19 protein-coding genes are annotated in these 26,017 nt (G+C 70.9%); 9 read left to right on the forward strand and 10 right to left on the reverse strand.

The features are described from left to right. Nucleotides 1-24: 24 nt before the first annotated feature. Together IE206_RS21525 and IE206_RS21530 are read left to right on the forward strand one after the other, a co-directional pair. Nucleotides 25-1,434, forward strand: coding sequence for an amino acid permease (locus IE206_RS21525; RefSeq protein ID WP_189964429.1), 1,410 nt, complete (start codon nucleotides 25-27; stop codon nucleotides 1,432-1,434). Between the two features lie 173 nt (nucleotides 1,435-1,607). Further along, nucleotides 1,608-2,249: a superoxide dismutase gene (locus IE206_RS21530; RefSeq protein ID WP_189964431.1), complete on the forward strand. Its 642-nt coding sequence runs from the start codon at nucleotides 1,608-1,610 to the stop codon at nucleotides 2,247-2,249. 290 nt (nucleotides 2,250-2,539) lie between these two features. On the opposite strand, the gene IE206_RS21535 is transcribed toward IE206_RS21530, so the two are convergent. Then, nucleotides 2,540-3,190: a DsbA family protein gene (locus IE206_RS21535; RefSeq protein ID WP_189964433.1), complete on the reverse strand. Its 651-nt coding sequence runs from the start codon at nucleotides 3,188-3,190 to the stop codon at nucleotides 2,540-2,542. A 179-nt stretch (nucleotides 3,191-3,369) separates the two neighbouring features. On the opposite strand from IE206_RS21535, the gene pepN (IE206_RS21540) reads away from it, so the two are divergent. Both pepN (IE206_RS21540) and IE206_RS21545 read left to right on the forward strand, forming a co-directional pair. Continuing rightward, entirely contained in the window at nucleotides 3,370-6,000 is a 2,631-nt protein-coding gene (gene pepN, locus IE206_RS21540) for an aminopeptidase N (protein ID WP_189964435.1), read from the forward strand. Between the two features lie 137 nt (nucleotides 6,001-6,137). After that, a complete protein-coding gene (locus IE206_RS21545) occupies nucleotides 6,138-7,172 on the forward strand; it encodes a hypothetical protein (protein WP_189964437.1) in 1,035 nt (344 codons plus the stop codon). 263 nt (nucleotides 7,173-7,435) lie between these two features. On the opposite strand, the gene IE206_RS21550 is transcribed toward IE206_RS21545, so the two are convergent. Then, nucleotides 7,436-7,906, reverse strand: coding sequence for an NUDIX hydrolase (locus IE206_RS21550; protein ID WP_189964439.1), 471 nt, complete (start codon nucleotides 7,904-7,906; stop codon nucleotides 7,436-7,438). 230 nt (nucleotides 7,907-8,136) lie between these two features. Between IE206_RS21550 and IE206_RS21555 the strand changes: the two genes are divergently transcribed. Next, complete coding sequence (locus tag IE206_RS21555) at nucleotides 8,137-11,463, forward strand: S8 family serine peptidase (protein ID WP_189964441.1); 3,327 nt, start codon at nucleotides 8,137-8,139, stop codon at nucleotides 11,461-11,463. Nucleotides 11,464-11,529: 66 nt separating this feature from the next. Here IE206_RS21555 and IE206_RS21560 read toward each other — a convergent pair whose 3' ends face one another. Beyond that, entirely contained in the window at nucleotides 11,530-12,999 is a 1,470-nt protein-coding gene (locus IE206_RS21560) for a M28 family metallopeptidase (protein WP_226600164.1), read from the reverse strand. 250 nt (nucleotides 13,000-13,249) lie between these two features. Between IE206_RS21560 and IE206_RS21565 the strand changes: the two genes are divergently transcribed. Next, entirely contained in the window at nucleotides 13,250-14,266 is a 1,017-nt protein-coding gene (locus IE206_RS21565; protein ID WP_189964513.1) for an aspartate-semialdehyde dehydrogenase, read from the forward strand. 73 nt (nucleotides 14,267-14,339) lie between these two features. On the opposite strand, the gene IE206_RS21570 is transcribed toward IE206_RS21565, so the two are convergent. Beyond that, nucleotides 14,340-14,837: a DUF1203 domain-containing protein gene (locus IE206_RS21570; RefSeq protein ID WP_189964443.1), complete on the reverse strand. Its 498-nt coding sequence runs from the start codon at nucleotides 14,835-14,837 to the stop codon at nucleotides 14,340-14,342. A 131-nt stretch (nucleotides 14,838-14,968) separates the two neighbouring features. On the opposite strand from IE206_RS21570, the gene pepN (IE206_RS21575) reads away from it, so the two are divergent. Further along, nucleotides 14,969-17,545 (forward strand): aminopeptidase N, encoded by a 2,577-nt coding sequence (gene pepN / locus IE206_RS21575; RefSeq protein ID WP_189964445.1) that lies wholly within the window; start codon nucleotides 14,969-14,971, stop codon nucleotides 17,543-17,545. 272 nt (nucleotides 17,546-17,817) lie between these two features. Here pepN (IE206_RS21575) and alc read toward each other — a convergent pair whose 3' ends face one another. Next, nucleotides 17,818-18,978, reverse strand: a complete 1,161-nt coding sequence (gene alc, locus IE206_RS21580) for an allantoicase (RefSeq protein WP_189964447.1) — start codon at nucleotides 18,976-18,978, stop codon at nucleotides 17,818-17,820. Nucleotides 18,979-19,120: 142 nt separating this feature from the next. On the opposite strand from alc, the gene IE206_RS21585 reads away from it, so the two are divergent. Continuing rightward, entirely contained in the window at nucleotides 19,121-20,044 is a 924-nt protein-coding gene (locus IE206_RS21585) for an aldo/keto reductase (protein WP_189964449.1), read from the forward strand. Nucleotides 20,045-20,127: 83 nt separating this feature from the next. Here the strand turns inward: IE206_RS21585 and IE206_RS21590 are convergent, their stop codons facing one another. The 4 genes from IE206_RS21590 to IE206_RS21605 form a co-directional block, all read right to left on the reverse strand. After that, a complete protein-coding gene (locus tag IE206_RS21590) occupies nucleotides 20,128-21,036 on the reverse strand; it encodes a LysR substrate-binding domain-containing protein (protein WP_189964452.1) in 909 nt (302 codons plus the stop codon). A gap of 34 nt (nucleotides 21,037-21,070) precedes the next feature. Then, entirely contained in the window at nucleotides 21,071-21,994 is a 924-nt protein-coding gene (locus IE206_RS21595; RefSeq protein WP_226600166.1) for a DMT family transporter, read from the reverse strand. 41 nt (nucleotides 21,995-22,035) lie between these two features. Then, entirely contained in the window at nucleotides 22,036-22,983 is a 948-nt protein-coding gene (locus tag IE206_RS21600; protein WP_189964454.1) for an EamA family transporter, read from the reverse strand. Between the two features lie 185 nt (nucleotides 22,984-23,168). After that, nucleotides 23,169-24,446 carry an MFS transporter gene (locus IE206_RS21605; RefSeq protein WP_189964456.1) on the reverse strand — a complete coding sequence of 426 codons (1,278 nt, stop codon included), beginning with the start codon at nucleotides 24,444-24,446 and terminating at the stop codon, nucleotides 23,169-23,171. A 151-nt stretch (nucleotides 24,447-24,597) separates the two neighbouring features. On the opposite strand from IE206_RS21605, the gene IE206_RS21610 reads away from it, so the two are divergent. After that, the gene (locus tag IE206_RS21610; RefSeq protein WP_189964458.1) at nucleotides 24,598-25,158 is read left to right on the forward strand and encodes a MarR family winged helix-turn-helix transcriptional regulator; all 561 of its coding nucleotides are present in this window, start codon (nucleotides 24,598-24,600) and stop codon (nucleotides 25,156-25,158) included. A gap of 546 nt (nucleotides 25,159-25,704) precedes the next feature. Here the strand turns inward: IE206_RS21610 and IE206_RS21615 are convergent. After that, nucleotides 25,705-25,944 (reverse strand): hypothetical protein, encoded by a 240-nt coding sequence (locus IE206_RS21615; RefSeq protein WP_189964460.1) that lies wholly within the window; start codon nucleotides 25,942-25,944, stop codon nucleotides 25,705-25,707. Nucleotides 25,945-26,017: the final 73 nt, after the last annotated feature.

Raw genomic sequence — 26,017 nt, forward strand, 5'->3', positions numbered from 1 at the left:
TCAGCTACTGAACAGGGCATGCCCATGTCTCGGACAACCGCGCCCGCGCAGAACGACAGCCGGCCGCAGACCGACTCACCGCTCACCCATGGTCTCAAGCAGCGCCATCTCTCGATGATCGCCCTCGGCGGCGTCATCGGCGCCGGCCTGTTCGTCGGCTCCGGCACCGCGATCGCCGCGGCCGGCCCCTCGATCGTCCTCGCCTATGCGATATCCGGCGCCCTGGTCATGCTCGTCATGCGCATGCTGGGCGAGATGTCGGCCGCCAACCCCGCGTCCGGCTCGTTCTCGGTGCACGCCGAGCGGGCGATCGGCCCGTGGGCCGGGTTCACCGCGGGCTGGGCCTTCTGGTTCCTGCTCTGTGTGGCCGTCGGTCTGGAGGGCATCGGCGCCGCCGGCATCGTGCACGGCTGGCTGCCGGGCGTCCCGGAGTGGGCCCTGGTCGCCGTGTTCATGCTGCTGTTCTGCGGCACCAACCTGGCGGCCGTGAAGAACTTCGGCGAGTTCGAGTTCTGGTTCGCCGCGCTGAAGATCGGCGCGATCGTCCTCTTCCTGGTCATCGGCGTGCTCGCGATCATCGGCGTGCTGCCGGACACGAGCGCCCCGGGCCTGACCAACCTCACCGGCCAGGGCGGCTTCATGCCCAACGGCAGCGAGGGCCTCATCGTCGGGCTGCTCGCCTCCGTCTTCGCGTACGGCGGCCTGGAGACGGTCACCATCGCCGCGGCCGAGTCCGAACACCCCGTCCAGGGCGTCGCGAAGGCCGTGCGCACCGCGATGTGGCGGATCGCGATCTTCTACATCGGCTCGATGGCGGTCGTCGTGACGCTGCTGCCCTGGACCGCGAAGGACATCGCGACCAAGGGCCCCTACGTCGCCACCCTGGACTACCTCGGCATCCCGGCCGCGAGCCACATCATGAACGTCGTGATCCTGGTCGCCCTGCTCTCGGCGATGAACGCGAACATCTACGGCGCCTCCCGCATGGCCGGCTCGCTCGTCTCGCGCGGCCAGGGCCCCAAGGCGCTCGGCAGGATCTCCGGCGGGGTGCCGCGGGTCGCGGTCCTCGTCTCCTCCGCCTTCGGCTTCGTGTGCGTGCTGCTCAGCTACTGGCGTCCGGACGACATCTTCCAGTGGCTCCTGAACACCATCGGCGCGATCATCCTGGTCGTCTGGTTCTTCATCGCCGCCTCGCAGTTGCTGCTGCGCCGCCGCCTCGAGCGCGAGTCGCCGGAGAAGCTCGTCGTGAAGATGTGGCTATACCCGTGGCTCACCTGGGCCGCGCTGTTCGGCATGGCGATCGTCTTCGTCCTGATGGCCCGTGAGGACGGCACGCGGGTGCAGCTCTACTACACGGGCGGCCTCACCCTGGTGCTCGCGATCATCGGCTACATCCGTCAGCGCACGTCGACGCAGACCCCGATCGACGCCTGACCGAACGGCCCGTCCCCCCTCTCAACTGTCCTGCGCCCCCTGGCCCTAGGCCTCGGGACGCAGGACTTTTTGCTGAGGCCACCCTTACCTGCAAACCCGCATTGCTGCTGGTAGCGTGCACTTGCACATCAATTGCAATAAGCATTTGCAGTGAGCAGTCGGAGGGCTCGGACATGGCCATTTACACGCTTCCTGAACTTCCGTACGACTACGCGGCGCTCGAACCCGTCATCAGCCCGGAGATCATCGAGCTGCACCACGACAAGCACCACGCGGCGTACGTGAAGGGCGCGAACGACACCCTGGAGCAGCTCGCGGAGGCGCGCGACAAGGACGCCTGGGGCTCGATCAACGGCCTGGAGAAGAACCTCGCGTTCCACCTCTCCGGCCACATCCTGCACTCGATCTACTGGCACAACATGACGGGCGACGGCGGCGGCGAGCCGCTCGACAAGGACGGCGTGGGCGAACTGTCCGACGCCATCACCGAGTCCTTCGGCTCCTTCGCCAAGTTCAAGGCCCAGCTGACCAAGGCCTCGGCGACGACGCAGGGTTCGGGCTGGGGCGTCCTCGCCTACGAGCCGATCAGCGGCCGCCTCGTGGTCGAGCAGATCTACGACCACCAGGGCAACGTCGGCCAGGGCTCGACCCCGATCCTGGTCTTCGACGCCTGGGAGCACGCCTTCTACCTCCAGTACAAGAACCAGAAGGTCGACTTCATCGAGGCCATGTGGCGGGTCGTCAACTGGCAGGACGTGGCGAAGCGTTACGCCGCCGCCAAGCAGGCCGGTAACAACCTGATCCTGGCCCCGTAAGGCACGCCCTTACGACACCCGACGTCCTGCTCGTGATCGTCTTCTCAACCTTCACCTGCAGGCGGAAGAACGACCGGCCCCCGCGAGGACGTGACTCGCGGGGGCCGGTCGCGTACCCGGCTGCTTCTGGTACTGCCGCTCCCCCGCCAATGGCCCGGGAATCCCCGCCACTCGCCGAAAGGGGGCTGCCGCAACCTGCGCGCCGGCTTCGGCAAGCGCCTCTTCGGGGACCACATCCGGCTGCCCTGAACGGGGCGCCCGTACGGACGGGCCCGGACGCCCCGTGACGGTCAGAGGTTGCTGAAGTCGGGGCCCTTGGTGCGGCTGCGCTTGATTTCGTAGAAGCCCGGGGTGGCGGCGACGAGCAGGGTGCCGTCCCACAGCTTGGCGGCGGCCTCGCCCTGGGGAGCGGGGGTGACGACCGGGCCGAAGAAGGCGATCTGCTCGCCGTCGGCGCCCGGCACCGCGATGACCGGGGTGCCGACGTCCTGGCCGACCTTCTCGATGCCCTCCTTGTGGGAGGCGCGCATCTGCACGTCGTAGGTGTCCCGGTCGACGTAGTCGATGAGGTCGGCGGGCAGGCCCACGTCCTTCAGCGCCGCGGCGATGGAGTCCCGGTTCACGCCGAGGCCCTCGTTGTGGAAGCGGGTACCGAGCGCGGTGTACAGCTTGCCGACGACCTCGTCGCCGTGCAGCTGCTGTGCCGCGGTCACGACGCGCACCGGGCCCCAGGACTTGCCGCCGGGCCGCATGTTCTCGGCGTACTCCTCGGGCAGCTCGTCCAGGCGGTCCTCGTTCAGCACCGCGAGGCTCATCACGTGCCAGCGGACCTCGACGTCGCGGACCTTCTCGACCTCCAGCATCCAGCGCGAGGTCATCCAGGCCCAGGGGCAGAGGGGGTCGAACCAGAAGTCGACGGGGGTCTTGGCGGACTCGGGCATGTCTCTCCTCGGGCAATATCGAGCAACGTCGGTCAAGCAAGCATCTCTACGGTCGAACACCGGCATCGGCCGAAAGCATTCCGCCCCGGGCCCGTTTCGGCCGACCCATTCCCGTTCGGCCTCCGCCTCGGCGGCATGGGAGGATCGAGGCCGTTCGAACGAGACACGAAGGAGTGCCCGTGCCCGGTGAGAATCTGTCCCGCGACGAGGCCCGCGAGCGGGCCGAGCTGCTGTCCGTCGAGGGCTACGACGTCTCCCTCGACCTGCGGTCCGCCGTCGGGGACGCCCCGGACGGGCCCCGCACGTTCCGGTCGCTGACCACGATCCGGTTCCGCTCGGCGCGCCCCGGCGCCTCGACGTTCGCCGATCTGATCGCCCCGTCGGTGACGTCGGTGACGCTGAACGGCCGCGCGCTCGACCCCGCCGAGGTCTTCGACGGCAGCCGGATCGCCCTGGACGGCCTCGCCGAGGACAACGTCCTGGTGGTCGACGCCCAGTGCGCGTACAGCAGGACCGGCGAGGGCATGCACCGCTTCGTCGACCCGGAGGACGGCGAGGTCTACCTCTACACGCAGTACGAGCCCGCCGACTCGCGCCGCGTCTTCGCCAACTTCGAGCAGCCCGACCTCAAGGCACCCTTCGTCTTCGAGGTGCGGGCCCCCGAGGGCTGGACGGTGTGGTCCAACGGCGCGGGCGGCCAGGTAACGGAAGGGGCGCGCGAAGCGCTTCCGAATAAGGGTGGTGACGGGCGACGGGAGGGCGGGGTGTGGCGCTTCGCGCCCACCGAGCCGATCTCGACGTACATCACGTGCGTGGTCGCGGGCCCGTACCACTACGTGACGGACTCCTACACGCGCACCTTCGACGACGGTCACAAGCTGGAGATCCCGCTCGGCGCGATGTGCCGCAAGGGGCTCGCCCGGCACTTCGACGCCGACGACATCTTCCTGATCACCAAGCAGGGCCTGGACTTCTTCCACGAGAACTTCGACTTCCCGTACCCGTTCGGGAAGTACGACCAGGCGTTCGTGCCGGAGTACAACCTGGGCGCGATGGAGAACCCGGGTCTGGTGACCTTCCGCGAGGAGTACATCTACCGCGGCAAGGTGACGCAGGCCGCCTACGAGCGCCGGGCCAACGTCATCCTGCACGAGATGGCGCACATGTGGTTCGGCGACCTGGTCACCATGGTGTGGTGGGACGACCTGTGGCTGAAGGAGTCCTTCGCCGACTTCATGGGGTCGTTCTCGCAGGCCGAGGCGACGCGCTTCACCAACAGCTGGGTGACGTTCGCCAACAACCGCAAGGCGTGGGCCTACCGGGCCGACCAGCTGCCGTCCACGCACCCGGTCACGGCCGACATCCGTGACCTGGAGGACGCCAAGCTCAACTTCGACGGCATCACGTACGCCAAGGGTGCCTCGGTGCTCAAGCAGCTCGTCGCGTACGTCGGCCGGGACGCCTTCCTCGAAGGAGCCCGGCGCTACTTCAAGCGGCACGCGTACGGCAACACCCGTCTGGGCGACCTGCTCTCGGTCCTCGAAGAGGTCTCCGGGCGCGACATGGCGACGTGGTCGCGCTCCTGGCTCCAGACGGCCGGGGTCAACTCCCTCACGCCGGTGGCCACTTACGACGCGGGCGACCGCCTCACCGAGCTCGCCGTCATCCAGGAGGCCGCGGAAACACACCCCGAACTGCGCCCGCACCGGGTCGCGGTGGGCCTGTACCGCAACGAGGCGGGCGCCCTGGTGCGCTACGCCCGCGCCGAGGTCGACGTCGAGGGACCGCGCACGGTCGTGACCGAGCTCGCCGGGGCCGAGCGGCCCGACCTGATCCTGGTCAACGACGACGACCTGACCTACTGCAAGATCCGCTTCGACGAGGGCTCGCTCGCCACCCTGCGCGCCCACCTCGGCGACATGGACGACCCGCTCGCGCGGGCCCTGTGCTGGTCCGCGCTGTGGAACCTGACGCGGGACGCGCTCATGCCCGCCCGTGACTTCGTGGCGCTCGTCCTCGCGCACGCGGGCCGCGAGTCGGACATCGGCGTGCTCCAGATGCTGCATTCCTGGGCCCAGTCGGCGGTCGTGCACTACGCGGCGCCGGACCGGCGCGAGGAGGGCGGCCGGCTGCTCGCCGAGGGCGCCCTGCACGAGCTGCGGCTCGCCGAGCCGGGCAGCCAGCACCAGCTGACCTGGGCCCGCTTCTTCGCGGCGACGGCCACCACCGGCGCCGACTTCCAGCTCCTCGAAGGCCTGCTCGCGGGCACGGCGAAGATCGACGGCCTCGACGTGGACCAGGAGCTGCGCTGGGCGCTGCTCGAACCGCTGGCCGCACACGGCGTCGTGGACGAGTCGGCGATCGACGCGGAACTGGCCCGCGACGACACCGCGTCCGGCAAGCGCCACCAGGTGCGCTGCCTGGCCGCGCGCCCCTCCGAGGCCGTCAAGGCGCAGGCCTGGGCACAGGTCGTGGAGTCGGACGCGCTGTCCAACGCGCTGGCGGAGGCCACGATTTCGGGCTTCAACCAGCCCTCGCAGCGCGCGCTGACCGCCCCGTACGCCCCGAAGTACTTCGAGGTGATCGAGCGGGTGTGGGCCGAGCGTTCGATCCAGATCGGCATGGACATCGTCAAGGGCCTGTTCCCGGGCCTCCAGGACGACGAGGCGACGCTGGCGGCCACGGACGAGTGGCTCACCGCGCACGAGGACGCGGCCCCGGCCCTGCGCCGCCTGGTCCTCGAAGCCCGCGACGACCTGGCCCGCACCCTGCGCGGCCAGGCCTGCGACGCGGCGGCGACCGCAGTCTGACGCCCGATGAGGGGGCCCGCGAACGGGCCCCCTGATCGGCATTCGAACGCCCGTACTTTAGGACGGGGTTGTCCGGATTTGTCGACGGGCATGTAACAGCGGTTAGTAGGCGGTTCGGCTGCGGAAAACCCCGCAGCATGAACCACAACACCCCGCTCTCCCCCCGCCCCCTGAGCCACCTCACCGACGTACAGCAGCGCGTCCTGTCCGCCAACCAGCTGCGCGCGCACGGGGTTTCGGCCGCGCGGACCGCCGCCCAGTGCCTGCCCGGCGGGCCGTGGCAGCAGCTCCTTCCGGGCGTGTACGTGCTGCACCCGGGCCCCGCCACCAGCGAGGAGCGGCTGCATGCCGCGCTGTTGTACGCGGGGTGGCCGGCCGCCGGGCGCGCCAAGGCCATCCCGGCGCAGGGCCAGGCCCGCACCGAGGCGCCGCAGGCGATCGTCACCGGGCTCGCGGCGCTCGCGCTGCACGGGTTCTCCTCGGCTCCCCCGCTGCTCTCGCTCGACCGGATCGACATCCTGGTGCCGCGCACCCGGCGGCTGCGCTCGACGGGCTGCGTCCAGCTGGTGCGGGCCCACGCGATGCCGTACGAGGAGATGATCACCGGGGTGCCGGTGGCGCCGGTGCCACGGGCGCTCGCGGACGCCGTCGCGGTCCTCGGCGACGCCCAGGCCGTACGCCGCCTGCTCACCGAGGCGGTGCGCCGCGGCCACACCGAACCGGCCGCGATCGTACGGGAGTTGACCCAGGCGCGGCTGCTGACCCGGGCCCATGTCGTGGACGCGGTGGACGCGCTGCTCGCCGAGGGGCGCTCGATCGCCGAGGAGCGGCTGTACACGATGGTGCGCGGGTTCGGCCTGCCGGACCCGCTGTGGAACGTGGACCTGCGCCTGCCGGGCGGCCCGCACCTGGGCGGCCTGGACGCGTACTGGCCCGAGCAGGCGGTGGCGGTGGAGCTGGACACCCGGGCTCCGAGGCAGGATGACGACGCGATGTGGTCGGAATACACGCGCAAGCGCGAGGCACTCGAACGGCTCGGGATCACCGTCGTGCACATCACGCCGAAGAAGCTCCGCGACTCCCTCGAACAGCAGGCGGCCGTGGTGCGGACCGCGCTGATGGCGTCCACCGACCGGGAGCCCGCCGCCTATGTGGTGGTGCTCCCCCGCTAGGGGGTGTCCGGTGGGTCAGGGTCGGGTAGGTCGTGGCGTCTGGTGCGGTGCATCGCAAGGCGCCGGAGCGTCTCGAATGGGGGTCCCCCCTGGCCCTTCAGGCCTTGGGGGAGGAGCTCTCGGGGCGTTTCGGCAACGCGGCGAGGTGCCGTGCCAGACGCCGCGGCCCCGGCCATGGCCCACCGGGCACCCCCTAGACCCGACGCGGGCGGCGGGCCTTCGGAGGGGAACGGCCCACCGCCCGCGATCGGAAAACGTACGGCTCAGCCCACGGGCAGGGACGCCTTGCCCGTGGGCGGCCGGGTGCGCCACAACTCAACGCCCACGTCGACGAGTTCGACCCGGTCCAGGCCGGCCACCCCGGTCAGCGGGTGCCAGGCGGCCAGGTCGGTGGAGCCGTTGGTCTCGTGGCGCAGCTCGCCGCCGGTGATGCGGGCCTCGTACACGATGCGCAGGCCCTGGAAGTCGGCGAAGCGGCCGAGTTTTCGGGGGTAGCGCCGGTTGATGGAGTCGATGCCGAGCAGCCGGACGGGTTCGACGGCGTACCCGGTCTCCTCGTCTAGCTCGCGCACCACGGTGTCGAGGGGGTCCTCGCCGTGGTCCATGCCGCCGCCCGGCAGCGTCCACCGCTTGGTGCCGTCCCCGGCCACCCAGCGGGCGAGCAGGATCTCCTGGACGCCACCGGTTTCCCGTACGCATACGGCGTAGGCCGCCACCCGCAACTCCGTGTTCATTCAGTGAGGTTACGGGCCCCAGTGCGCGGGGGCGCCGCTCTCCGGCGCCGCGACCGGACCGGCTCGGCCTGGCGGGCTCCGGGCGGTGGCGGAAAAGCGCCATGTTCACATCACGTAACGGTCAACTCTCCACAAACAACAGTCATATACGCAATGCTCAGCGGTCATCCGGCACCGCAATTCGAACCTTCCCTGCGGCCGGACCCTTACCCACCTCATAGGGATGCTGAATGACCACTGAATCCCCGCGCTCCATACCCGGGGCGAGACGCACAGCCCGCACAGCGGCGGCGGCCGGCCTGGTGGCCGCGCTCGTCGCGGCGGGCGCCGCACCCGCCTTCGCCGCGAGGGGCGGCGACGACCCGTGGACCGCGCCGCCGGTCAAGACCGCTCCGGCCAAGACCGCCGAGGACAAGCTCGGCAAGGCCGACGAGCAGCGGCTCGCCGAGGCGCAGGCCAAGGGCGAGAAGAGCGTCACCGTCATGGTGGCGACCGCACCGGGCGCCACGTCCGCCGTCACCTCGCAGTTGCACGCGGTCGCGGGGGCGACCGTCGGCAAGCAGGACGACAAGCTCGGCTACGTCCGCGCGACCCTGCCGACGGCGAAGGCCGAGGCGGCCCTGAAGGCGGCCGCGAAGCTGCCCTCGGTGCACGGCATCGACCTGAAGCAGGACATCCAGCTGGACGACCCGACGCCCTCCGCGGACACCACCAAGTCCGCGAAGCAGCTGCGCACGTCGGGCAGTTACCCGGCGCCGGGCAAGGACACCCCCGCGAAGAACCCGTACAACCCGAACTTCGAGACGGGTGCGGTCGACTTCGTGAAGCAGCACCCCGAGGCGGACGGCCGCGGGGTCACCATCGGCATCCTGGACTCGGGCGTCGACCTCGGCCACCCGGCGCTCCAGAAGACCACCACCGGCGAGCGCAAGATCGTCGACTGGGTCACCTCGACCGACCCGGTGCAGGACAACGACGGCACCTGGCTGCGCGCCAACACCGCGGTCTCCGGGCCGACGTTCACCGCGGGCGGCAAGACGTGGACGGCCCCGGCGGGCTCGTACGAGTTCTCCACCTTCGCCGAGAAGGTCACCAAGGGCGGCGACGCGGCCGGTGACCTGAACCGGGACGGCGACACCACCGACAGCTGGGGCGTGCTCTACGACCCGGTCGCCGGCACGGTCCGCGTCGACCTGAACAACAACAACGACTTCTCGGACGACGTCCCGATGAAGCCGTACAAGGACGGCTACCAGGTCGGCTACTTCGGCACGGACAACCCGGCGACCGATGTCGTCGAGCGCGTCCCGTTCACCGTCGAGATCCGCAAGAACGTCGTCTACGACGCGGCCGGGCACACCTCGGACTACGTCAACATCGGCGTCATCGAGTCCGAGCACGGCACCCACGTCGCGGGCATCACCTCCGCGAACGGCCTGTTCGGCGGCAAGATGAGCGGTGCCGCGCCCGGCGCGAAGATCGTCTCCTCGCGCGCCTGCAACTGGGACGGCGGCTGCACCAACATCGCGCTGACCGAGGGCATGATCGACCTCGTCACCAACCGCCACGTCGACATCGTGAACATGTCGATCGGCGGCCTGCCGGCGCTCAACGACGGCAACAACGCGCGCGCCGAGCTCTACAAGCGCCTCATCGACAGCTACGGCGTCCAGCTGGTCATCTCGGCCGGCAACGACGGTCCGGGCGTCAACACCATCGGCGACCCCGGCCTCGCCGACCACGTCATATCCGTCGGCGCGAGCATCTCCAAGGAGACCTGGGCCGCCAACTACGGCTCCGGCGTCTCCACGGACTACCAGATGATGCCGTTCTCCTCGCGCGGCCCGCGTGAGGACGGCGGCTTCACACCGACGCTGACCGCCCCGGGCGCGGCCATCAACTCCACCCAGACCTGGCTGCCCGGCAGCCCGGTCAAGGAGTCGGGCTACAGCCTCCCCGCCGGCTACTCGATGCTCCAGGGCACCTCGATGGCCTCCCCGCAGGCCGCCGGCGCCTCGGCGCTGCTGATCTCGGCCGCCAAGCAGCAGGGCATCGACCTGCCGCCGGCCGACCTGCGCACCGCGCTGACCTCGACGGCCAAGCACATCAAGGGAGTCCAGGCCTACTCCGAGGGTGCCGGGCTCATCAACATCGTGGGCGCCTGGGACGCGATCAAGCAGACCGCGAAGAAGCACGCCCCGGCGCACGAGTACACGGTGACCGCGCCGGTCTCCAGCGCGCTCTCCTTCGCGCTCAAGACCCCGGACACCGGCACCGGCATCTACGACCGCGAGAGCGGCCTGAAGGCCGGACAGAAGAAGGCGTACGACGTCACGGTCACCCGCACCACCGGACCGGACAAGAACGTCAAGCACAAGCTGTCCCTGAAGAACGACGACGGCACTTTCAAGATCCTCGGTGACGACGAGGTGAGCCTCCCGCTCGGCAAGCCCGTCACCGTCAAGGTGCAGGCGCAGCCGAAGTCCGGCGGCGTGCACAGCGCGATCCTCCAGGTCGACGACCCCAAGACCGTCGGCGTGGACCAGCAGATCATGGCCACCGTCATCGTCGCGACGCCGGTCGCGGGCCCCGGCTACACCTTCACGGCGTCCTCGACGGTGCAGCGCAACTCCACCAAGTCGTACTTCGTGAACGTCCCGGCGGGCGCGAAGAACCTGGAGGTCCGCATGGGCGCGCTGCGCTCGGGCAGCCAGACCCGCTTCATCTCGATCCACCCCTACGGTGTCGCCCTGGACACGACGGGCACGCCGAACTGCTACCCGAACTACGACAACCCGGCCAACACCTGCCGCCCCGACCTGCGTTCGTACGCGAACCCGCAGGCCGGCGTGTGGGAGATCGAGGTCGAGGCGCGCCGTACGTCGCCGTACCTGGACAACTCCTACAAGCTGGACGTCTCGGTGCTCGGCGTGAACTTCGACCCGGCCACCCAGACGGTGCCCGAGGCGAAGGCGGGCACCCCGGCCCCCGTGCAGTGGAAGGTCACCAACAACTTCGCCGCCCTCGACGGCAAGCTGAAGGGCGGCTCGCTGGGTTCGGCGAAGGTCGCGACCCCCACCATCAAGACCGGTGAGACGCAGACCAGCACGGTCACCATCGGCGCGGGCGTCGAGCACCTGGACGTGTCGATCGGCGGCACCTCCGACAAGGGCGCCGACCTCGACCTGTACGTCCTGGACCAGAACGGCAAGACCGTCGGCAAGTCCACGACCAGCAGCTCGGACGAGTCGGTCAGCCTGGTCAAGCCGGCCGCGGGCACGTACACGATCCAGGTCGCGGGCTACGCGGTCCCGGCCGGTTCGACCACGTACGCCTACAGGGACGTGTTCTTCGCTCCCTCGCTCGGCACCGTCAAGGTCGACGAGAGCAAGACCGTCAAGCTCGTGGGCGGCGCGTCCGCCCAGGTCACGGCGGATGTCGTCACGGCCGGTGCGGCTCCCGAGGGGCGCCAGTTCTTCGGGACGGTCCAGCTGGTGAACGAGCGCGGCACCGCCGCGGGCAGCGGCAGCGTGATCATCGGCAAGGTCACTCAGTAGCGGCTGGCACGAACACGGCGGGGCGGGCGCTCTTCACGAGCACCCGCCCCGCCTCTTCGTGTCCGCTCAGCCCTTGAGTGAGCTCAGGTCGTAGGCGTACGTGCCGACGGCCTGCGCGATGACGTCGATGTTGAGGTCGAAGTACCTCTTGTCGATGTTCTTCAACGTGTCGCCCTTGGCGTGGTAGTTGGGGTCGAAGGCCTGGCCCGCCGTGCCGCCCCACTTCTTGGCCTGCTCGGGCGTCTTGATCTCCTCGGCGCCGGTGTAGGTGCCGCCGGCCGGGATGCCGACCGCGATGAAGGGGCCATAGTCGGAGCGGCCGTCGAAGTCGTAGCCCTCGTGCTGGACGTGCCGCTTGTCGAGGTAGCTGTTGATCAGGCCCTCGATCTGCGCCGATCCGGCGGGGCCGGGGCCCGCGCCCTTCTTGTCGGAGTCGTCGCCGTCGTAGACGAGCTGGGCGGCGTTCGGCGAGGCGATCATGTCGAAGTTCAGATAGAGCTTGATCTGCTTCTGCTGCTGCTCGGTGAGGTTCTTGACGTAGTGCTCCGAGCCGAGCAGTCCGAGCTCCTCGCCGGACCACCAGGCGAACCGCACCTTGTTGGGGAGCTGCCTCGGGTGCTTGCGGGTCTGCTTGGTCTCCTTGGCGAGCTTGAGCGCGACTTCGAGCAGGCCGGCCGAGCCGGAGCCGTTGTCGTTGATGCCGGGGCCGGCGGGGACCGAGTCGAGGTGGCTGCCGAGCGCGACCACGCTGTCCGGGCTGCCGGTGCGGGTCTCGGCGATCACGTTGCGGGTCTTCTTGGCGACGGCCTCGGTGGCCACGTCCAGGGTGACCTCGACCGGCCCCTTGGCGAGCTGCCCGGCGAGCGCCTCGCCGTCCGCGAGGGAGATCCCGGCGGCCGGAATGTGCGCGTTCCCCGGCTCCCCGACCGTGGCGTGCACCACGTCGGTCCCGGAGTGGTTGTAGACGATGACGCCGGCCGCGCCCGCCTTCGCGGCGACGGCCTCCTTCTCCTGGAAGGTGCAGCTGCCGCGCTTCACCAGCGCGATCTTGCCCGTGAAGGTGCCGGAGGCGTAGTCGTCGAGCGAGCAGCCCGGGGTGTCGTCGACCCGGGCCGCCTTCACCTCGGCGGTGAGCCCGCCGGCCGGCGTCGACTTGCTGAACTGGTAGGCGGCTGCGGTCAGTTGACGCCCGCCCGCGCCTTGCACGGTCAGCTTCTGGCGCAGGGTCTTCGACTCGTAGAAGGTGAAGTCCTGGTACGAGACGTCGTACCCGGCCTGCTTGAGCTGTCCGTAGACATAGGCGGCCGAGGCGTCGTAGCCGGGGGTGCCTGCCGCCCGGTTGCCGCCGTTCGAGTCGGCGATCTTCTGGAACGCCTCCAAGTGGCGATAGGCGCTCTCCCCCGACGCCTCCTTGACCAGTTTCTTCGCGAAGTGCTGGCCGGGCCCCCCGCGGGCGACGGCGGGGGTCGCCAAGGACAGGATCACCGGGGCGGCGGCGAGGGCGGCTATGGCCCGGACGCGGCGGGATACGGGCACGGGAAATCCTCCGGAATACGGTGTGGTGTCGCCGGTGATCGACCGGCTTGTCAGGACCGTAGCCAGCAAAAACGGCTCCGTGGGGCAATTCGGGGCGGATGCAACACGGATGCCATGGACTTGTCACAAGTGGGCAGGCGTCCCACACAACGGACAATGGATTGGACAAGTCCGCCGGACTCCGACGCATCATGGGAGCGCCGGAGTCGTACAGGAGCGCGTGAAGCACGTGAGCACCAAGGGAGTCACCGTGAGGGTCGGAATCGTCGGAGCCACCGGGCAGGTCGGGTCGGTCATGCGCAAGATCCTCGTCGAGCGGGCGTTCCCGGTCGACGAGCTGCGCCTGTTCGCCTCCGCGCGCTCCGCGGGCACGGTCCTGGACGGCGTGACGGTCGAGGACGCGTCCACCGCCGACTACTCGGGCCTGGACATCGTGCTGTTCTCGGCGGGCGGCGCCACCTCGCGGGCCCTGGCCGAGAAGGTCGCGTCCCAGGGCCCCGTCGTGATCGACAACTCCTCCGCCTGGCGCGGCCACCCCGAGGTCCCGCTCGTGGTCTCCGAGGTCAACCCGCACGCGGTCAAGAACCGCCCCAAGGGCATCATCGCCAACCCGAACTGCACGACGATGGCCGCGATGCCCGTCCTGCGTCCGCTGCACGACGAGGCCGGCCTCACCGCGATGGTCGCCACCACCTACCAGGCCGTCTCCGGCTCGGGCCTGGCGGGCGTCGCCGAGTTGCACACCCAGGCCTGCAAGGTCGCCGAGGCCGCCGACCAGCTGACCTTCGACGGCGACGCGGTCGAGTTCCCCGAGCCCGGCGTCTACAAGCGCCCCATCGCCTTCAACGTGCTCCCCCTCGCGGGCAGCATCGTCGATGACGGCTCCTTCGAGACCGACGAGGAGCAGAAGCTCCGCAACGAGTCCCGCAAGATCCTGGAGATCCCCGGCCTGAAGGTCTCCGGCACCTGCGTCCGCGTGCCGGTCTTCTCCGGCCACTCGCTCCAGGTGAACGCCCGCTTCGAGCGCCCGATCAGCGTGGAGCGCGCCTACGAGCTCCTTGCGTCCGCGCCCGGCGTGGAGCTGTCCGAGATCCCGACGCCGCTCCAGGCTGCGGGCAAGGACGCGTCGTACGTGGGGCGCATCCGCAACGACGAGACCGTGGAGAACGGTCTCGCGCTGTTCCTCTCGAACGACAACCTCCGCAAGGGCGCCGCGCTGAACGCCGTCCAGATTGCCGAGCTGGTGGCGGCCGAGCTCAAGGGCTAGCGCCCCTGGACCCCGCTGGTCTTCGGCTGCGGGCCGGTGGGTGCTCACAGCCCCCACCGGTCCGCAGCCGACGTCAGGGCCTGCGCACCTCGAACTGGAAGCAGCCGTATTCGACGGCACGGACGTGCACCAGGGCGACCTCCGGGTCGGAGAAGGCCTCGTCGAGGGCCGCGTCGAAGCCCTCCGCGGCGGCCTCCGGGAACTCGAGAAGCCGCCCCCCGAGAATGTGCCCGGCACGGCTGTAGCGCCGCAGGACCCGCAGTGCTCCCGGGTGCGTGAAGGGGTACGGGTCGGCGCCCGCCGGCCCGTCGCACTCCTCGGCATGGATGAAGACGGGCCCCTGCTCGTCATACGCACCCGGCGCGGCCGAGGCCTCGGCGGCCCAGCGTCGCAGCGGCGCGTACGTGACCAGGGCCACCCGCTCGCCCGGCCGGATCCGCCTCAGGCAGCAGCGCAAGGGGTCGCCGCCCTCGTGATCGATGTACGGGACGCAGGCGCGCCCGGCGTCGTCGGTGTCGCGGAGCTGCTTGAGGACGGCGGGCTCGATGGGGCGTGCCGTGTAGATCGTCATGTCCCCAGCGTGGCCGCGCGAGGCCCTGTTCACCGGCGGAAAACGGACATCGCGCTGTGCGCGCCGTGCGTGCAAGGATGGCCGGAACGTCACGATCTGATGGAACTGAAGCATCTGAAGGAGATGACCGGGTGCCTGGCACGAATCTGACCCGTGAAGAGGCGCAGCGGCGGGCGGCCCTGCTCACCGTTGACTCGTACGAGATCGAGCTCGACCTGAGCGGCGCGCAGGAGGGCGGGACCTACCGGTCCGTCGCCACCGTGCGCTTCGATTCGGCCGAGGCCGGGGCGGAGACCTTCATCGACCTGGTCGCGCCGACCGTGCACGAGGTCGTCCTGAACGGGACCGCGCTGGACGCGGCCGCCGTGTTCCATGACAGCCGGATCACCCTGGCCGGGCTCGAAGCGGGCCCGAACGTGCTGAGGGTGGTCGCGGACTGCGCGTACACCAACTCCGGCGAGGGTCTGCACCGCTTCGTGGACCCGGTGGACCAACAGGCCTATCTGTACACGCAGTTCGAGGTTCCGGACGCGCGCCGCGTGTTCGCCTCGTTCGAGCAGCCGGACCTGAAGGCGACCTTCCAGTTCACCGTGAAGGCGCCGGCCGGCTGGACTGTGATCTCCAACTCGCCGACGCCGGAGCCCAAGGACGACCTCTGGGTCTTCGAGCCGACGCCGCGCATCTCCACGTACATCACCGCGCTGATCGTGGGCCCGTACCACTCGGTGCACTCCTCGTACGAGGGTCCGGCCGGGCAGACCGTGCCGCTGGGCATCTACTGCCGTCCCTCGCTCGCCGAGTTCCTCGACGCGGACGAGATCTTCGAGGTGACCCGGCAGGGCTTCGACTGGTTCCAGGAGAAGTTCGACTACGCCTACCCGTTCGCCAAGTACGACCAGCTCTTCGTGCCGGAGTTCAACGCCGGCGCGATGGAGAACGCGGGCGCGGTGACCTTCCGCGACCAGTACGTGTTCCGCTCGAAGGTGACGGACGCGGCGTACGAGCGCCGGGCCGAGACCATCCTGCACGAGCTGGCCCACATGTGGTTCGGCGACCTCGTGACGATGGAGTGGTGGAACGACCTGTGGCTGAACGAGTCGTTCGCCACCTACACCTCGGTCGCCTGCCAGGCCTACGCTCCGGGCTCGAAGTGGCCGAACGCGTGGACCACGTTCGCGAACTCCGAGAAGACCTGGGCCTACCGCCAGGACCAGCTGCCGTCCACGCACCCGATCATGGCCGAGATCAATGACCTGGAAGACGTCCTGGTCAACTTCGACGGCATCACGTACGCGAAGGGCGCCTCGGTCCTGAAGCAGCTCGTCGCCTATGTCGGCATGGACGAGTTCTTCCAGGGCGTGCAGGCGTACTTCAAGGCGCACGCGTTCGGCAACACGCGCCTTCCGGACCTGCTCGGCGCGCTGGAGAAGACGAGCGGCCGCGACCTGAAGACCTGGTCGAAGGCGTGGCTGGAGACGGCGGGCATCAACGTGCTGCGCCCCGAGATCGCGACGGACGCGTCCGGCGCCATCGCCTCCTTCACGGTCCTCCAGGAGGCCCCGGCGCTGCCGGCCGGTGCGAAGGGTGAGCCGACGCTGCGCCCGCACCGCATCGCGATCGGCTTCTACGACCTGGACGGCTCGGGCAAGCTGGTCCGTACGAACCGGTTCGAGCTGGACATCGAGGCGGCCGCCCGCACCGAGGTCGAGCTGCCCGCGGGCACGCCCCGCCCGGCGGTCGTCCTGCTCAACGACGACGACCTGTCGTACGCGAAGGTCCGCCTCGACGAGGAGTCCCTGCGGTTCGTCACCGAGCACCTGGGCGACTTCGCCGAGTCGCTGCCGCGCGCGCTGTGCTGGGCCTCGGCCTGGGACATGACCCGCGACGGCGAACTCGCGACGCGCGACTACCTGGCGCTCGTCCTGTCGGGCATCGCCAAGGAGTCGGACATCGGCGTGGTGCAGTCCCTGCACCGCCAGGTGAAGCTGGCCATCGACCTGTACGCGGCGCCCGAGTGGCGCGACGCGGGCCTGACCCAGTGGACCGACGCGACGCTGGCGCACCTGCGCACCGCCGAGCCGGCCGGCGACCACCAGCTGGCCTGGGCCCGCGCCTTCGCGGCGACGGCCCGCACGCCGCAGCAACTCGACCTGCTCCAGGGCCTGTTGGCGGGCACGGAGACCATCGAGGGCCTCGCGGTGGACACCGAGCTGCGCTGGGCGTTCGTGGAGCGGCTTGCGGCGACGGGCGTCTTCGACGAGCCGGAGATCGCGGCGGAGCTGGAGCGCGACAGGACGGCAGCGGGCGAGCGCCACGCGGCGACCGCCCGGGCCGCGCGTCCGACGCCGGAGGCGAAGGCGGAGGCGTGGGCGTCGGTGGTGGAGGCCGACACGCTCCCCAACGCCGTCCAGGAAGCGGTGATCGGCGGCTTCGTCCAGACGGACCAGCGCGAACTGCTGGCCCCGTACTCGGCGAAGTTCTTCGACGCGGTCAAGGGCGTATGGGAGTCCCGCTCGCACGAAATCGCCCAGCAGATCGCGGTGGGCCTGTACCCGTCCCTCCTGGTCTCCCAGGAAACCCTGGACGCGACGGACGCCTGGCTCGCCTCGGCCCAGCCGAACGCGTCGCTGCGCCGCCTGATCTCGGAGTCCCGCTCGGGCGTGGAGCGGGCCCTGAGGGCACGAGCGGCCGACGCGGAGGCCGCGTAGCGGTGTGCGGGGTGGGGGCGTTTCCCTCCGGGGCCGCCCCCACCCCGCCCCGCCCCTTCCCGAAACCCGCCGGGGGTGCTGTACGCGAAATCAGCCCCTCCGGCGTTTGAGGAGCGGGGTCCGGGGCGGAGCCCCGTGCCCACCGGACGCATCTGTCGCCCCCGCCTGCCGGAGGCTCTCGGGATGGGGCGGGGTGGGGAAATGAAACCCGCCCGGCGGACGGGCGTCTGTGCGCAACCGTGCCGCCGGGCGGAAGAGGGAGGGACCGGGGGTCAGCCGGTCAGCTCCGTGTAGCGGCGGCGGAGTTCGGCCGCGCCCTCGGTCGTCAGCGCCCCGTGCAGCCGCATACGGGCCACCCCGCCGTCCGGGAACGCGTCCAGGCGGACATGCGTCGCCACCGCCTGCGCCGGCAGGCGGAACCGGTGCAGCGTGTCGGGCTGCAGACGCGTACGCGGGATGATCTCGAACCACTCCCCCGCCTCACCGTTGCGCCCGCTCAGCGCGACCCACCCCGCAGAGTTCCCCTTCAGGTACGCCGTGTCGATCTCGACCGCCCTGATCGCCCCCTGTGCGACCAGCCGGAACCGTACCCAGTCGTTGGTGTCGCGGACACGGCGACGGCGGTTCTCCCAGCCGTCGTCCATCTTCCGCGACGTCCCCGGCAGGATGATCTGCGTCGGCGAGGAGTAGAACTTGTCGGACGCGTCCTCGTACGAACCGCCGTTGACGACCGCCACGAGGTCGATCGTGCCCAGCGTGTCCAGCCACTCCGGGTCCGGTACGACCTCGCCGTGCACGCGCAGGCGGGCCACGCCGCCGTCGGGGTGCTGACAGAGCCGGACGTGGGTGTAGCGGCGGCCGGTGGTGATCTCGAAGCCGTTCTCGGCGTGGCCGCGCACCGGCGTCGGCGGGACGAGCTCGTCCCACTTCACGTCGTCGGCGAGCAACTGCTCGGGGCTGGGCGAGCCCTCGACCGCCGTCGCCTGCACGGAGATGCGCTGCGGATAGTTGCCGCGGAAGTGCGCCGTGTCGACGACGATCCCCTTGATCACGCCGGGCGCGCCGAGCCGTACGAGCGCCCAGTCGTGGTCCTCGGGCGCGGGGAAGACGTGAGTGGCGTCCACGCCGCGACGGCGGCGGGTCTCCCAGCCGTCCATGATCTTGCCCTTGTGCCCGAAGTGCTCCGGGTCGAACACGGCCCGATCGCGAACGAGCAGGTTCTCGCGCTCGGCGAAGAACTCGTCGTTGGCGGCGATGACTCCGGCGCCGAGCCGGCGGTCCGCGAGGTCGACGAGCTCGGTGAACGCGAAGTCGCCGGATCGGTAGTCGGCGTACGGGTCGCCGCCTCCATAGGGGGCGGCGTCATTGGCGTGCGGGACCGCCGCGGATGCGTGGTCGGCGATGTTCTCGGGGGCGTCGGTGGCGGAAGTCATGACCCGACTCTCGCCCGCCCCACACTCCACGTCCATCGAAAGTTTCCGCACAATACGTTCAGCAATAGTGAACACTCCTGGCGCTCCTGGCAGCTTGCTGCCATCTCGGGGCGGGCCACCCTCCCGCTGCCAGACTCCCGCCATGACCACGACCACCACCCCAGAGACCATCACCGCGGCGGCCGCGGGCACCTGGCAGCTCGGCGACCTGACCGTCAACCGGATCGGCTTCGGTGCGATGCGCCTGCCGCAGCAGGGCGCGGCGTTGCGCGCCGATGCCGTACCGAGTGACCGCGCACGGTCAATTGCCGTACTGCGCAAGGCAGTTGAGCTCGGCGTCAATCACATCGACACCGCCGCGTTCTACTTCTCCCCGCTGCGATCCGCGAACGAGCTGATCGGCCGGGCCCTTGCCCCGTACGTGGACGATCTCGTCATCGTCACCAAGGTCGGGCCCACCCGGGTCCCCTCGGGCGAGTGGGGCGAGCACGCCAGGACGCCCGAGGCGCTGCGCGCGCAGGTCGAGGAGAACCTGCGCCAGCTCGGCCGCGACCACCTGGACGTGGTGAATCTGCGCATCACCGGCACCGATTCCGTCGCCGACCGCTTCGGCGCGCTGGCCGAGCTGCGCGAGGCGGGGCTCATCCGGCACCTGGGCCTGTCGAACGTCGGCCCCGCGCACCTCGACGAGGCGCTGGCCATCGCGCCCGTCGTCTGCGTGCAGAATCCGTACGGCATCGGCGCGCCCGCGGCGCAGGAGGAGATGCTGCGGCTGTGCGGCGAGAAGGGGATCGCGTTCGTGCCGTTCTACGCGATCGCGGGAGCCGGGCGCGAGACGGGTGCGGGCGGCGCGGAGAGCGAGGAGGTCCTCGCGGTCGCACGCGAGCGGGGCGTGAGCGCGGCGCAGGTCCGCCTCGCCTGGACGCTGCACCGCGGCCCGCACATCCTGGCCATCCCCGGCACGGGCGACCCGGCCCACCTCGTGGACAACGTGGCGGCGGGCGCGCTGCGGCTGACCGAGGATGAACTCGCCCGCCTGGACGCGCCGCACCCTTCGGCGTCCTGACAGCAACACCCTCCAGGGGCGCGGGGAACTGCGCGACCAGCCACCGACGGCCTGCAGACGAATCCCCGCACCCCGCGGAGCGCCTACGCGGCCCGCGCGCCCGCGACCTCCCGCAGCGCGGCCAGCACCCGGGCCACCGCAGGCCCCTCCTCCGCGCCGCGCCGCACGGCGGCCACGACATGCCGCCGAGGCTGATCCGCACTGAGTATCCGCGTGACGACGCCCGCGCGGCGCTCCGCGGCGGCCATCCGGGGCACCAGGGCGACCCCCATCCCGGCCTCGACCATGGCCAGGATCGCGGTCCAGCCGGCCGCGCTGTGCGCCTGTTCGGGGACGAAGCCGGCCGCCTCGCAGGCCGCCGTGGTGATCTCCGACCAGGGCCCGCTGCCGCCGAAGATCCACGGCTCGTGCGCCAGGTCGGCGAGCCGGAGGCCCGGTTCGGCGGCGAGCGGGTGCCCGGCGGGCAGCGCCACGTCGAGCGGGTCGGTGAGCAGCGGAAGCAGCGCGAACTTCGGGTCGCGGGCGCTCGGCGCGTGGGCGGCGAGGGAGAGGGCGAGGTCCACCGCCCCGGCCGAGAGCAGCTCGTACGCCTCGGCCGCCTCGGCCTCCCGCACCCGTACCTCCAGAGCCGGGTGGCTGCGGCGCAGCTGCTGCACGGCCGGCACGACGAGAGCGGCCACGGCCGTGGAGAACGCCCCCACCCGCACCTCTCCCGCCTCTCCTTGCAGATAGCCCGCCAACTCGGCGTCCGCGCGCTCCAGTTGGGCGAAGACGGCCTCGGCGTGGCGCAGTACGAGATGGGCGGCGTCGGTGAGGCGGACCCGGCGGCCGTGCGCTTCGAGCAGCGTCACGCCGAGCTGCCTGGCGAGGTTGGACAGCTGCTGCGAGACCGCCGAGGGCGTCATCATGAGCACCTCGGCCGTCGCGGTCACGGTGCCCTGCTCGCGCAGGGTCCGCAGGATGTGCAGCTTCTTGATGTCCCACTCGCTCATGGGACGCAACATACCGGCGCCTCCCCGGGGCGCCTCACCTGCGGGATCCGAGAACGACTCCGCCGAGGATGAGCGCCATGCACACCAGCTGCGCCGGGCCCGTCGCCTCGCCGAGCAGGGGGTAGGAGAGCAGGGCCACGCAGACCGGCTGGAGGTAGTAGACGACTCCGGCGCGAGCGGCGCCGATCAGCGCGATCGCCTTGTTCCAGGCGAAGAAGGCGACCGCGGAGGAGAGCACCCCGACATAGAGGAGCGGGCCGACGGTGCCCGGCGTCGCGGCGAAGCCGCCCTGGACCGCCAGGCTCACTCCGTACACCGGAGCCAGCATGAGCGCGCCGAGGACGAAGGTGGTGAACAGGAAGGCGAGCGCGCCGAGTTCGGCCGGGCGGCGCTTGAGGAGCACGCTGTACGAGGTGAAGCTGAGGGCGGCCGCGACCATCCACAGGTCGCCGGGCGCGAGGGCGAGATCGAGCGAGCCCTTGCTGACCAGGAGCAGCACACCGGCCACGGCGACGAGCAGTCCGACGGTGCGGCGGGCGCCGAGCCGGCCTCCGGTGAGGCGCTCGTGGACGGCCATCAGGACCGGCGAGGCGGCCATGATCATGCCCATGTTGCCGGCCGAGGTGGAGGTTCCGGCCTGGTTGACGAGGGTGTTGTACACGGTGATGCCGAGCAGCGAGGCGAGCGTCAGGAAGCCCAAGTGGCTCCGGATCAGAGCGCGTTGACGCCAGGCCTCACGAACGGCGAACGGGGCGGCCGCGGCGATGGCGATCAGCCAGCGCCAGAACGCGGCCTGGATCGGCGGAACCGAGTCGTGCAGGGCCCGGGAGGCGACGAAGCTCCCGGACCAGACGACCGTCGCGACGGCCGCGAAGACCAGGCCGAGCCCGGAGGCTCCGCCCACCTTCTTGGCCGCGGTGGCGCGCGGTGTGCTGCGGACTCGGTCCAGGACGGTCACGATGACTCCGTTTCGGGGCGGTGGGGCCGGGTGGTGTGCCCTTACCGTCGCACCGGGCGACTCGTCACGTCCATCGAAAGTTCCAGCTGGTTATCTTCAGTAGAACTGAACGATTGCGCGGACTTGGCCGGCTTCTTGGGAGTGACCTGGCCGGCCAGGGTGGCACCGAAGGCGATCGCCATGCCGAGGACTTGTACGGGAGCGAGCGCCTGGCCGAGTGCGGCCCAGCCGATGACGGCGGCGGTGAGCGGGGAGAGCGGGCCGAGGAAGGTGACGGAGGTCGCGGTCATGCGGCCGATGCCGCGGAACCAGAGCCAGTACGCGACGGCCGTGTTCACCAGGGCGAGGTAGACGTACCCGGCGATGTTGCGCCCGTCGAGCGCGGGCGGCGCACCCTCCACGAAGAAGGCCACCGGCGCTATGAGGAGTCCGCCCGCGGTGAGCTGCCAGCCGGTCAGGACCAGCGGTCCGACTCCCTCCGGCCGCCCCCAGCGCTTGGTGAACACGGTCCCGGCGGACATGCTCGCCGAGGAGCCGAGCGCGGCGATCACCCCGATCGCGTCGAAGGCTCCGGCCGCCTTCAGGACCACGAGGCTGACTCCGAGGGCTGCGGCGATGCCGGTCAGCAGGGTCCGCAGGGTGGGCTTCTCGCCGAGGAACAGGGCGGCGAGCCCAGCGACCCAGAGCGGTCCGACCGACCCGATCACGGCCGCCATGCCGCCGGGCAGCCGGTACGCGGAAAGGAAGAGCAGCGGGAAGAACGCGCCGATGTTGAGCGCCCCGAGCACGGCCGCCTTCCACCACCAGTCGCCTCTGGGCAGCCGTCTGGTCAGCGCGACCAGAGCGAGGCCTGCGGGCAGGGCCCGCATCATGCCGGTGAACAACGGGCGGTCAGCGGGGAGGAATTGGGTGGTGACGAAGTAGGTGGAGCCCCAGGAGACGGGGGCGAGGGCGGTGAGGGCGACGGTGACGAGCCGGTTCTGGTTCATGTGACTTCCCTGTCGGTTCCGGTTCATGGGACTTGCTGTCCGGGCCGGTGTCGGCCCGCAGCGGGGCATTTCAGCCGGTCCGGCGTTTGAGGACGAGCGCCCTTGAGGCGCGAACGGGGGTCCGGGGCGGAGCCCCGGGGGCCCTTCACCCCCGGAGGGTCTCGGGGGGCGGGGTGGGGAATGAATCAGCCTGCGGCGACCGCCACCCCCCGCCCGGCGGAAGCAACCCGCACCGCCCCACCCGGCAGCACCCGCTCAAGCCGCACCACCACGCCCGCCGCCACCACCGACGTACCGACAAGCAGCGCCCACGGCAACCGCCCGTCCACCGCCATCAGCGCCGTGAAGAGCGACGGCGCGAGCGCCGCCGACAGCGACCAGGACAGCTGGTACGCCGCCAGGTACCGCCCCCGAAGCGCCTCCGGCGCGGCCGCCACCGAGAGCGCCCCGGCGGACGGGCTGTGGACGAGTTCCCCCAGCGTGTACAGCGCGACGATGAGCAGCAGCGCCCCGCCGAGCACGACCCCCGAGCCGGGCCGGAACGTACCGAGCACGATCTGCGCGGCGAACGCGGCGGCGAAGAGGAGCGAGCCGAGCGCCGAGGAGCGGGTGCGCCGGGCGCCGCGGGACCGGACCCGCGCCGCGACCACGACCCCGCCCGCCGCGCACATCACCGTGTTGAGCGTGAACGCGGTGCCGGTGATGGCCTGGGGCCCGTGCAGCCAGGTGGTGATGTAGAGGGGGAAGAGGACGGAGAGGGCCGAATAACCCAGCGCGTTCAGGAAGTTGACGGCGGTGAGCCCGAGGAAGGGCCGGTCGGCGAAGACCTGCCGGTAGCCGGCGGAGGGCTGGGCCGCGCCCTCGACCGGCGCCCGCCGTTCGCCCCGTACGCCCCGCATGAGCAGGGCCGCGAGCGCGAAGCTGGCCGCGTTGAGCCAGGCCGCCGCGGTGAATCCGGCGTCCCCGCCGAACCCGACGACGAGCGAGGCGAGCAGCGAGCCGGCACCGAGTCCGCCGTTGCGCAGGGCGCGCGAGGAGGCCTGGAGCCGGTCCCGGTCGGCGCCCTGGGCGACCTCGCCGAGCAGCGACTGCTGTACGGCGGGGAAGGCCCGGTCGCCGAAGGCGGTGGCGAGCGCGACGGCGGCGAAGGCGGGGAGGGAGTGGGCGAAGGGGTAGAGCAGGAAGCCCGCGCCCCGCACCCCGTACAGCAGGAGCTGCACCCGTCTCGCCCCGTACCGGTCGACGGCGGACCCGGCGAGCGGCAGCGCGCCGAGCCCGGCAAGACCGACGACGGTGAGCACGAGTCCGACGGTGGCGAACGAGAGCCCGGTGACGTGGTGGAAGAACACCAGGCTGAACGGCACGTACATCCCGGATCCGGTCGCGTCGACGGCCATGGCGACGAGCATCCGGCGTTCCCCGGCTATCCGGGCGGTGCGGGTACGGCTGCGGAACGTACGCATGGGGACTCCGGGGGCGCTCGGTCTTCACGGTGATCGCTCGATGCGATGACCAGGAGTGGCAATCGCTCGATGGGAAGTAGCTTACTCGTAAGCTACTTTTCGTCAAGCAACTTTCTTGCGCCCGACTGAACCGACTCGGATACTGGGCCACATGAATGCCGCAAAGACTCCCCAGACCCCGACGCCGACCCCGGCACCGACGTCCGCCGAGCCGCTGCCCGACGCACCCTCGGACGCGGTGGACGCGATCACCGCGCAGTGGGCGGCGGTCCGCCCGGACCTCGAAACGGTCCCGATGGCGGTGTACGGCCGGATCTACCGGATCGCGCGCGCGATGGGCGAGCGGATGGACAAGGAGTACGCGCAGTTCGGCATCGGGCGGGGCGAGTTCGACGTCATCGCCACGCTGCGGCGCTCGGGCGAGCCGTACACCCTGTCGCCGCGGCAGCTCTCGGCGACGCTGATGCTGACGACGGGAGGGATGACGGGGCGCCTCGACAAGCTGGAGAAGGCGGGGCTGTTGCGCCGCAGCCCCGACCCGACGGACCGCCGGGGACTGCGGGTGAGCCTCACGGAGAAGGGCCTGGCCCTGGTGGACGAGTCGGTGACGGCCGGGCTGGCCGCCCAGACCGAGGTCCTCACGTCCGCACTGAATGCGGACGAGGCGGCTCAACTGTCCGCGCTGCTAAGGAAGTTGCTGGCGGCGCACTGAGGTGGGGGGAATGCCCCGCCCCGCCCCTTCCCGCCGTGAGACTCTGCGGCTCCGCCGCGTGGCCTCCGGGGGCGGGACTGGGCTGAGGCCCGTTGCCGGGGCGCTGCCCCCGGCCCCCGCTCCTCGAACGCCGGAGGGGCTGAATGCGTCGACGGCTTTCGCCCGCGTGCCACGCGTGGCTGGTCGCGCAGTCCCCCGCGCCCCTGTCAGGGCTGGCCTTGGCGGGGTGCCCATACAGGCATACCCAGCCTGTCATGGGGGTCCCCCTGGCCCTTAAGGCCTTGGGGGAGATTGAGGACGAGCGCCCTTGAAGCGCCAACGGGGTCTGGGGCAGCGCCCCAGGGAACGACCGCCGAGCCGCACCCGAACGACATCCCCCGGAGGGTCTCGGGAAGGGGCGGGGTGGGGGGCAATGGGGTCTGGGGCGCAGCCCCAGGGGCCCGCCCGCACGTGCCGGGCGAACGGCAGACACCCGCCCCTCGCTCAGCCCCCGCGGGAGGGGGCGGAACGGGCGGGCGGGTGGGAAAACCAGGCCGACAGACCCGGCTACGCCTTCGTCGGCGCCTTCCGGGACTTGTCAAGGACCATCACCAGTCCGGCGATGACCGCGAACAGCGCGATCGGCGCGACCACGAACAGACCGATCGTGTCGATCACGCTCAGGCCGGGCCCCGGGTCGTCACCGTCGTCGCGCGTGAGCGCAAGCGCGGGGGACGACATGAGCAGCATCATCAGCGTCGTACCGGCTGCTACGGCGCCGGCGCGCAGGGCGTTCTTCTTGTCCACGGTGCAAACGTAGCGAACGCCCGAGCGGGCCGCGCGCCCGGGGGTGCCGTACGGGGCCGACACAGCCCGGCCC

The sequence above is a fragment of the Streptomyces violascens genome, from assembly GCF_014649955.1.
Lineage (GTDB): Bacteria > Actinomycetota > Actinomycetes > Streptomycetales > Streptomycetaceae > Streptomyces > Streptomyces violascens.

Bases quoted from the DNA above. Each gene is read 5' to 3' on its own strand.
- IE206_RS21525 (WP_189964429.1), top strand. From the start codon at position 25: ATGTCTCGGACAACCGCGCCCGCGCAGAACGACAGCCGGCCGCAGACC.
- IE206_RS21530 (WP_189964431.1), top strand. From the start codon at position 1,608: ATGGCCATTTACACGCTTCCTGAACTTCCGTACGACTACGCGGCGCTC.
- IE206_RS21535 (WP_189964433.1), bottom strand. From the start codon at position 3,190: ATGCCCGAGTCCGCCAAGACCCCCGTCGACTTCTGGTTCGACCCCCTC.
- IE206_RS21545 (WP_189964437.1), top strand. From the start codon at position 6,138: ATGAACCACAACACCCCGCTCTCCCCCCGCCCCCTGAGCCACCTCACC.
- IE206_RS21550 (WP_189964439.1), bottom strand. From the start codon at position 7,906: ATGAACACGGAGTTGCGGGTGGCGGCCTACGCCGTATGCGTACGGGAA.
- IE206_RS21555 (WP_189964441.1), top strand. From the start codon at position 8,137: ATGACCACTGAATCCCCGCGCTCCATACCCGGGGCGAGACGCACAGCC.
- IE206_RS21570 (WP_189964443.1), bottom strand. From the start codon at position 14,837: ATGACGATCTACACGGCACGCCCCATCGAGCCCGCCGTCCTCAAGCAG.
- alc (WP_189964447.1), bottom strand. From the start codon at position 18,978: ATGACTTCCGCCACCGACGCCCCCGAGAACATCGCCGACCACGCATCC.
- IE206_RS21585 (WP_189964449.1), top strand. From the start codon at position 19,121: ATGACCACGACCACCACCCCAGAGACCATCACCGCGGCGGCCGCGGGC.
- IE206_RS21590 (WP_189964452.1), bottom strand. From the start codon at position 21,036: ATGAGCGAGTGGGACATCAAGAAGCTGCACATCCTGCGGACCCTGCGC.
- IE206_RS21600 (WP_189964454.1), bottom strand. From the start codon at position 22,983: ATGAACCAGAACCGGCTCGTCACCGTCGCCCTCACCGCCCTCGCCCCC.
- IE206_RS21605 (WP_189964456.1), bottom strand. From the start codon at position 24,446: ATGCGTACGTTCCGCAGCCGTACCCGCACCGCCCGGATAGCCGGGGAA.
- IE206_RS21610 (WP_189964458.1), top strand. From the start codon at position 24,598: ATGAATGCCGCAAAGACTCCCCAGACCCCGACGCCGACCCCGGCACCG.